The sequence below is a fragment of the Paracoccus panacisoli genome (assembly GCF_042435015.1).
In the GTDB taxonomy this organism is placed as follows: Bacteria; Pseudomonadota; Alphaproteobacteria; order Rhodobacterales; family Rhodobacteraceae; genus Paracoccus; species Paracoccus panacisoli.
In genome coordinates, this window is the sequence record NZ_JBHMQU010000002.1 from 24,708 (window position 1) to 32,011 (window position 7,304).

Consider the following 7,304-nt stretch of genomic DNA (forward strand, 5'->3'; position numbering starts at 1 on the left):
GGAGACGCCCATGACCATGACGCTTGCGCCCGAGGACGAGGCGTTCCGCGCCGAGGTGCGGCAGTTCCTCAAGGACCGCCTGCCCGCGCATCTGGCCGACAAGGTGCGGCTGAACCGCGAGCTGACCAAGGCCGAGACCGAGCAGTGGCACGCGACCCTGCAAGAGAAGGGGTGGCTAGCCGGCAACTGGCCGACCCGCTTCGGCGGCGCCGGCTGGACCGCCATCCAGCGCCACATCTTCGAGGAGGAGAGCGCGCTCGCCCATGCCCCCCGGGTGCTGCCCTTCGGCATCGCCATGCTGGGGCCGGTGCTGCAGAAGTTCGGCTCAGAGGCGCAGCAGCAGCGGTTCCTGCCGCGCATCCTCGACGGCACCGACTGGTGGTGCCAGGGCTACTCCGAGCCGGGGGCGGGCTCCGACCTCGCCTCGGTCCGCACCACCGCGGTGCGGGATGTCGACCACTACATCGTCAACGGCCAGAAGACCTGGACCACCCTCGGCCAGCACGCCAACTGGATCTTCTGCCTCGTGCGGACCGACCCGGCCGCCAAGGCTCAGGAGGGGATCAGCTTCCTTCTGATCGACATGACCTCGCCCGGGATCACCGTGCGGCCCATCGTGCTGCTGGACGGCACCCCCGAGGTGAACGAGGTGTTCTTCGACGAGGTGCGCGTGCCGGTCGAGAACCTCGTCGGCGAAGAGAACAAGGGCTGGACCTACGCCAAGTACCTGCTGACGCATGAGCGGACGAACATCGCCGGCGTGGGCTTCGCCACCGCGAGCCTCGCCGCGCTCAAGCGGATCGCGCGGGCGCAGGTGGCGAACGGCCGCCCGCTCAGTGAGAACCCGCTGTTTGCCGCCCGCATCGCCGAGGTCGAGATCGAGCTGATGGCGATGGCCACCACCAACCTGCGGATGCTGGCGCAGGCGGCCGCAGGGCAGGCGCCCGGCGCGGAAAGCTCGATGCTGAAGCTCAAGGGCACCCAGATCCGGCAAGCGATCAACGACCTCGCCCGCCGCGCGGTGGGGCCGTGGGCGCTCGCCTTCCCCTCCGAGGGGCTCGAGGGCGCCAACGACGAGACGCCGCCCGGCCCGCCCGAGGCGGCGGCGGCGGGGCGCGCCTATCTCAACAACCGCAAGCTGTCGATCTACGGCGGCTCGAACGAAATCCAGCGGGGGATCATCGCCAAGTCCTTGCTGGGGCTGTGACGGGGACGCATGATGGATTTCGACTTCACCGAAGAACAGCAGATGCTGGGCGAAAGCCTGGCCCGGACGCTCGAACGGGGCGGGGACGCGGCGGCCGTCTATGACCTCGGCGCCGGGGCGGCGCTGATGGACGAGGCCGCGGGCGGCTTTGGCGGCACGGGGCGCGACATCCTCGCGGTGTTCCGCACGCTGGGGCAGGCGGGCGCGGTGTCGCCGCTGCTCGACAGCGTGGTGCTGGGCGCAGGCGTGCTCGCCGCGGCCGGCGAGGGCGAACTGGCCGAGGCCGCGGCCGCCGGGACCGCGCGCATCGCCGTGGCCCTGGGCGAGCCGGGGCAGCGCTACGACTATGGCAGCGGCGCGACGCGCGCCGAAAGCGACCGGCTGAGCGGCGCCAAGTCGCTGGTCGCGGGGGCCGAGGACGCCACCCACCTGATCGTCAGCGCGACGGATGGGCTGTGGCTCGTCGCGGCCGACGCGCCGGGGCTTTCGATGCGGGGCTATCCGCTAATGGACGGGGGGCGCGCGGCCGAGGTGACGCTTGACGGCGTGCCGGCCCGCCGGCTGGGGGATGCGGCGCTGCTGGACCGGCCGATGGCCGCCGCGATCCTCGCCACCTGCGCCGACGCGCTGGGCGGGATGGAGCGTGCGGTCGACCTGACCGCCGACTACCTGCGAACCCGCAAGCAGTTTGGCCGCCCGATCGGCAGCTTCCAGGCGATCCAGCACCGGATGGCCGACCTGCTGGTCGAGGTCGAGCAGGCGCGGTCCGCGACGTGGAACCTCGCCGCCCATCTCGACGCGCCCGACCGCGATCGTCACGTCGCCGCCACCAAGTCGCTGGTCGGCCGGGTGGCGCGGCGGGTGGCTGAAGAGATGATCCAGCTTCATGGCGGCATCGGCATGACCGAGGAATACGACGCCGCCCCGCTGGCCCGTCGCCTGATCGCCGCCGACGCCCGCTTCGGCGACAGCGATCACCATCTCGAGCGATTCATCGCGCTGTCGGCTGCGGACGCCGCCCCGGACGCCGCCCCGGACGCCGCCCCGGACGCCACATGAGCCGGCTGATCCGCGACGAGACCGGGGCGCAGCGTCTGCTCGGCTATACGCTCGACGTGGGCGAGGGCGACGGGCGGGCGCGTTGCCGGCTGGTGGTAGACGACCGCCACCTGAACCGCTCGGGCGTGCTGCACGGCGGGATCGCGGCCATGCTGCTCGACAACGCCTGCGGGGCGACGGCGAGCCTGACGGTGGACGACACCGGCCGGGTGCCGTTCCTGACCCTCTCGCTCAACACCGACTTCGTCGCCGCCGGCCGTCCCGGCGGCGTCACCGCTACCGGCCGGATCGTCCGCCAGGGCGCGCGCATCGTCTTTGCCGCCGCCGAGCTGGTCGCCGACGACGGCACCCTGCTCGCCACCGCCTCGGGCGTCTTCACCCGCGCCAAGGCGCCCGCCCCGAGGCCTGAACGGACCGAGGAGATCCGATGACCCCGATCCACAGCGTCCTCGACACCCAGGCCGCCGCCCGCCCCGAGGCGACCGCGCTCGTCGATCACGACGGCCGCCGCATCTCGTTCGCCGACCTCGGCGCGGCGGTGGCCGAGCTGGCCGCGGCGCTCGCCGCCCGCGGGCTCGGCCCCGGCGACCGGCTGCTGATCCTGTCCGAAAACGCCGCCGCGATGATCGGCCTCGTGCTTGCTGCCTCGCGGCTGGGGGCGGTCGCGGTGCCGGTCAACGCCCGCATGACCGGGCCCGAGCTCGACCGCATCCGCGCCCACGCCGACCCGCGGCTGACGGTGTTCCTGACGAACGTCTCGCCCGCCGCGGCCGAGCACGCCGCCCGCCTCGGCGCCGAGGCGTGGCCGACGCCGCTCGGCGCGCTCGCGCTGGCCGCGACGTCCCCCGCCGATCCGGCCCCGCCCGAGACCCCGGACGTCGCCGTGATCCTCTATACGACGGGGACCACGGGCACGCCCAAGGGGGTGATGCTGACCCACGCGAACCTGATGTTCGGCGGCAATTCGTCGGCGCGGATGCGCGAACTGGGGCCGCAGGACATCATCCTCGGCGTGCTGCCGATGACCCATGTGTTCGGCCTGACCTCGATGATGCTGGCCGGCCTGATCGCCGGGGCCGAGCTGCGGCTGGCGCCGCGGTTCTCGGCGGGCGACGTGCTCGACGCGCTGGCCGCGGGTGCCACGGTGCTGCCCGCGGTGCCGCAGATGCACGCGCTGATCATGGCCGAGGCGGCGGCGCGCGGCCTGACCCACGCCCCGGGCGGGCGGTTGCGGTATGTCTCGTCGGGGGCCGCGCCGCTCGACCCCGAGTGGAAGCGGCGGGCCGAGGCCTTCTACGGCGTCGCGCTGCAGAACGGCTATGGCATGACCGAGACGACCGCCGGGGTCACGCTGACCGTCAACCCGCCCGGCGTGCCCGACGTGAGCGTCGGCCCGCCGCTGCCGGGGGTCGAGCTGCGCCTGCGCGATCCGGGGCCGGACGGGGTGGGCGAGATCCAGACCCGCGGCCCGCACGTCACCCCCGGCTACTTCCGCAACGCCGAGGCGACCGCCGCGCTGTTCGACGCCGACGGGTTCCTTTGCTCGGGCGACCTCGGCCGGATCGACGCCGCCGGCAACTTGCACATCGCCGGGCGCTCGCGCGAGTTGATCATCCGCGGCGGCTTCAACGTCTATCCGCCCGAGGTCGAGGCGGCGCTGAACGAGCACCCGGCGGTGGTCCAGTCGGCGGTGATCGGCCGCAGCCTCCCCGGCGGGAACGAGGAGGTGCTGGCCTTCTGCCAGCTCGCCGCCCCCGGCGCGGTGGGCGAGGCGGAGCTGTCGGCCTTCGTGGCCGAGCGGCTGTCGCCCTACAAGCGCCCCTCGCGGATCGTCTGCGCCGACAGTCTGCCCGCGGCGCCCACGGGGAAAATCCTCAAGACCCGGCTGATCGAGGTGTTTGCGGCCGCGCTCGCCTGAGCGTCTGAGCCGCGCCTGTGGCGGCGCGCGCTGGGTGCGCGCCGTTTGCTTCCTGCACGGGTGCGCCCGATGGCACCGGCCCGTCACGGGCCGATCTGCCAAGCGCTGTCAAGAAGTATACATCTTGACATGGCAAGATGTATGGTCTAACTCTGTCGTCATGGCAGACAACTCTGAAATCTCGCTGCAGGACATCTCGGACGCCTCGGGCGTCGAGATACGAACCCTGCGCTCGTGGCTGGCGCAGGACCTCCTGCTGCCACCCCTCCGGCAGGGGCGGGGGGCGGGCTACCCGCCCGAAAACCTGGCGCGCGCCCGTGCGATCCGCGCCATGCGCGAACTCGACCGGGCCAGCCTCACCGACATCCGCCGCCGGCTGTGGACCATGAGCGAGGCCGAGATCGAGGCGCAGGCCGCGTTGCTCACGCCCCAGCCCGGGCCGCTGAACTCTGCCGCGGCCTATCTGCGCTCGATCGCGGCCCCGGCCGCCCCGCGCCCCTCGGCCGACGCCCCGAACCGGCTGGCCCGCGTCCCGGCCAACACCCGCGCGCAGCCGTCGTCCGAAGGGCTGCCCAACGCCCCGGGCCGGCGCACGCCGACCCGCACCGTCACCGTCTTCACCATCAACCCCGACGTCGAGCTGCACGTCTCGGGCGAGCTTCCGCCCGCCGTCCGCCTGCAGTTCGACCGCATCGCGGACCTCATCCGCAGCAGCCTCAAGGAGCCGCCGCATGACCAGTGATCTCACCATGACCGCCGCCCTGGACCGCCAGCTCGTCTGGGACCGGGGCGACTCGCGCCGCTACCTGCGGGTGCGCGTCACCGCGCCCCCCGCGGCCACCCCGGTCGCCCGCCCGCCGATGAACCTCGGGCTCGCCCTCGACACCAGCGGCTCGATGAGCGGCGGCCGGATCGACGCCGCCCGCCGGGCCGCGATCGGGGCGCTCGACGGCCTCGGCGCGGAGGACCGCCTGACCCTCGTGTCCTTCGCCAGCGACGCCACCGTGCGCCTCGCCGGGGTCGAGATGGACGAGGCCGGCCGGCGCGACGCCCGAAGCGTGATCGCAGCGATGGAGGCCGGAGGGGGCACCAACCTCTCGGAGGGGTGGTTCCAGGCGGTGATCTCGGCGACCGAGTCGCCGTCGCGGGCGGGGCAGGCGACGCGGATCGTCATCCTGTCCGACGGCCATGCGAACGCGGGCGTGGTGGGGACGGGTGACCTCGCCCGCCATGCGCAGGAGCTGCTGGCCCGGGGCGTGACCACCTCGGCGCTGGGGATCGGCGACGGCTACGACGAGCAGCTGCTCGGCAGCATCGCCGAGGCCGGGGGCGGCCGCTTGCTCGACGCCGAGGAATGCGACGAGATCGAGACAGTGCTGGCGGCCGAAGTCGATGCCTCGGCGCAGACCGCGGCCGATGCGCTCGTGCTGACGCTTGACCTGCCCGCCGGGGTGATGGCCGAGGCGCTCGGCGCCACCACCGCGCGCCGCACCCGCAACGGGGTCGAGATCCCGATGGGCGCGCTTCTGCGCGGCAAGCCGCGCGACGTCTTCATCGCCCTGACCCTTCCCCCGGGCCGCCCCGGCGATGAGGTCAAGCTGGCGCTGACGCTGCACGGCCGTGATGCCGTGACCGGCGCGGCGATGGCGCCGCTGGCCGGCCACGCCCGCCTGACCTTCGCGGACGCGCGCGAGAACACGGACCAGCCGCGCGACACCGACCTTTCGGTCGGCGCCGCCGGGGCCTGGATGGGGCAGATCCTCCGGGTCATGGCGCAGCTGAACGCCCGCGAGCCCGCTGCCGCCCACGAGTATGCCGAGACCCAGTCGCGGTATTTCCACCGCTACGTCGAGGGACTGCCCGGCGGCGCGGAACTGCTCGAACAGATGGCGCTGCTGCGCGCGCGGGCGACGCGCGAATGGGACGCGCGCCTGCGCAAGGAGATGCACTACCTCGCGCAGCGCAACTTCAACTCGGTCGAGGACTTCCGTGGTCCTGACAAGGAAAGCTGGGCCGAGCGGCTGCGCCGGAGCTGAGGGCAGGCGGGGCGGTCCGTCTGGCCTACGCGGGAAGGGCCTGACGCGCCGCTTCGACGGTTACGGCCGCTCTAGAACCCAACGGATCAGGGAGAATTGGTGGAGCCAAGGGGAGTCGAACCCCTGACCTCTTGAATGCCATTCAAGCGCTCTACCAACTGAGCTATGGCCCCACCGGAGGTCCGGGCAGCAGCACCTGCCGCCCGCGTGGGGGGTCGTATAGGGGCAGCCGCGGAACGCTGCAAGCGGAAAAAGAACGGCACCGGCAAGTTTCTCGAACCAGCCGGCAAACGGCTGGCCCGAAACGAAAAAAGCCCCCGGGAAGGGGGCTTTCCTCGGGGCCGGGTCGGGCGCCGATGCGGCGGCCCGGGCTCAGTCCTCTTCGGGCTCGGCCACGTCGGCGATGTCGTCCAGCGACACGTCGCCGTCATCGTCGTCATCGTCCAGCAGATCGTCGTCCAGATCGCCCGCGTCGCTCGCGTCGTCCAGATCGTCGTCGATCACGTCATCGTCGCCGGCGTCGCGGCTCGCCGCCTTCTCGGCGATCATCGAGCGGGTGCGCGCAGTCGCCAGGCTCTCGACCGAGAAACTGTTGCCGCAGGCCGGGCAGGTCATCGGGTCGTTGCCAAGGTCATAGAATCGCGCGGCGCAGACGGGGCACAGGCGTTTGGTGCCCCATTCCTCTTTGGGCATGGTGTTCTCTTTTCGCCAAAGGTCAGGTAAATCCGGCCTCCCCTGCCACAGCCCACAGGGGGTGTCAAAGGCTTTCGGGGGCGGGGGGAGAGGCGGCGTGGCCGGGATCATCGCGCTCGACGGGACCGAGGTCACGCTGTGCCGCACCGCGCGGGCGCGGCGGATGACGCTCAGGGTCGCGCGCCGGGACGGGTCGGTGACGCTGACGCTGCCGCCGGGCGTGCGCGAGGCCGAGGCGCTGGCCTTCCTCACCAGCCGCCGCGAGTGGCTGCGCGGGGCGCTGGCGACGGTCGCGCCGCCGACGGTGGCCGCGTTCGGCGCAGCGCTGCCGGTCGAGGGGCGGGCGCTGGTCCTGACCCCCGCCGCGGTGCGGCGCCCGGTCGCCGAGGGC

The 7,304-nt window shown here is 72.9% G+C and carries 8 protein-coding genes and 1 tRNA gene; 7 read left to right on the forward strand and 2 right to left on the reverse strand.

What is annotated here, in order from left to right; genetic code table 11:
- Positions 1–10: 10 nt before the first annotated feature.
- The 6 genes from ACFHYO_RS00255 (at position 11) to ACFHYO_RS00280 (ending at position 6,220) form a co-directional block, all read left to right on the forward strand.
- Positions 11–1,207 carry an acyl-CoA dehydrogenase family protein gene (locus tag ACFHYO_RS00255; RefSeq protein ID WP_394317498.1) on the forward strand — a complete coding sequence of 399 codons (1,197 nt, stop codon included), beginning with the start codon at positions 11–13 and terminating at the stop codon, positions 1,205–1,207.
- A gap of 9 nt (positions 1,208–1,216) precedes the next feature.
- Positions 1,217–2,266 (forward strand): acyl-CoA dehydrogenase family protein, encoded by a 1,050-nt coding sequence (locus ACFHYO_RS00260; RefSeq protein WP_394317499.1) that lies wholly within the window; start codon positions 1,217–1,219, stop codon positions 2,264–2,266.
- Entirely contained in the window at positions 2,263–2,697 is a 435-nt protein-coding gene (locus ACFHYO_RS00265; protein ID WP_036703489.1) for a PaaI family thioesterase, read from the forward strand. Before ACFHYO_RS00260 ends, ACFHYO_RS00265 begins: the two co-directional genes overlap by 4 nt.
- Positions 2,694–4,184, forward strand: coding sequence for a class I adenylate-forming enzyme family protein (locus ACFHYO_RS00270; RefSeq protein ID WP_394317501.1), 1,491 nt, complete (start codon positions 2,694–2,696; stop codon positions 4,182–4,184). Before ACFHYO_RS00265 ends, ACFHYO_RS00270 begins: the two co-directional genes overlap by 4 nt.
- A gap of 160 nt (positions 4,185–4,344) precedes the next feature.
- Positions 4,345–4,926 carry a MerR family transcriptional regulator gene (locus tag ACFHYO_RS00275; protein ID WP_394317503.1) on the forward strand — a complete coding sequence of 194 codons (582 nt, stop codon included), beginning with the start codon at positions 4,345–4,347 and terminating at the stop codon, positions 4,924–4,926.
- On the forward strand, positions 4,916–6,220 hold the full coding sequence (locus ACFHYO_RS00280; RefSeq protein WP_394317505.1) for a vWA domain-containing protein: 1,305 nt from the start codon (positions 4,916–4,918) through the stop codon (positions 6,218–6,220). Before ACFHYO_RS00275 ends, ACFHYO_RS00280 begins: the two co-directional genes overlap by 11 nt.
- Before the next feature lie 97 nt (positions 6,221–6,317).
- On the opposite strand, the gene ACFHYO_RS00285 is transcribed toward ACFHYO_RS00280, so the two are convergent.
- Both ACFHYO_RS00285 and ACFHYO_RS00290 read right to left on the reverse strand, forming a co-directional pair.
- Positions 6,318–6,393: transfer RNA gene (locus ACFHYO_RS00285), tRNA-Ala, on the reverse strand.
- Positions 6,394–6,592: 199 nt separating this feature from the next.
- Positions 6,593–6,913 (reverse strand): TIGR02300 family protein, encoded by a 321-nt coding sequence (locus ACFHYO_RS00290; RefSeq protein ID WP_036703496.1) that lies wholly within the window; start codon positions 6,911–6,913, stop codon positions 6,593–6,595.
- A 97-nt stretch (positions 6,914–7,010) separates the two neighbouring features.
- On the opposite strand from ACFHYO_RS00290, the gene ACFHYO_RS00295 reads away from it, so the two are divergent.
- On the forward strand, positions 7,011–7,304 hold a 294-nt coding region (locus tag ACFHYO_RS00295; protein WP_512700643.1), incomplete at its 3' end, for a YgjP-like metallopeptidase domain-containing protein.

Coding starts and splice junctions, on each gene's coding strand:
- ACFHYO_RS00255 (WP_394317498.1), top strand. CDS start 11: ATGACCATGACGCTTGCGCCCGAGGACGAGGCGTTCCGCGCCGAGGTG.
- ACFHYO_RS00260 (WP_394317499.1), top strand. CDS start 1,217: ATGATGGATTTCGACTTCACCGAAGAACAGCAGATGCTGGGCGAAAGC.
- ACFHYO_RS00265 (WP_036703489.1), top strand. CDS start 2,263: ATGAGCCGGCTGATCCGCGACGAGACCGGGGCGCAGCGTCTGCTCGGC.
- ACFHYO_RS00270 (WP_394317501.1), top strand. CDS start 2,694: ATGACCCCGATCCACAGCGTCCTCGACACCCAGGCCGCCGCCCGCCCC.
- ACFHYO_RS00275 (WP_394317503.1), top strand. CDS start 4,345: ATGGCAGACAACTCTGAAATCTCGCTGCAGGACATCTCGGACGCCTCG.
- ACFHYO_RS00280 (WP_394317505.1), top strand. CDS start 4,916: ATGACCAGTGATCTCACCATGACCGCCGCCCTGGACCGCCAGCTCGTC.
- ACFHYO_RS00290 (WP_036703496.1), bottom strand. CDS start 6,913: ATGCCCAAAGAGGAATGGGGCACCAAACGCCTGTGCCCCGTCTGCGCC.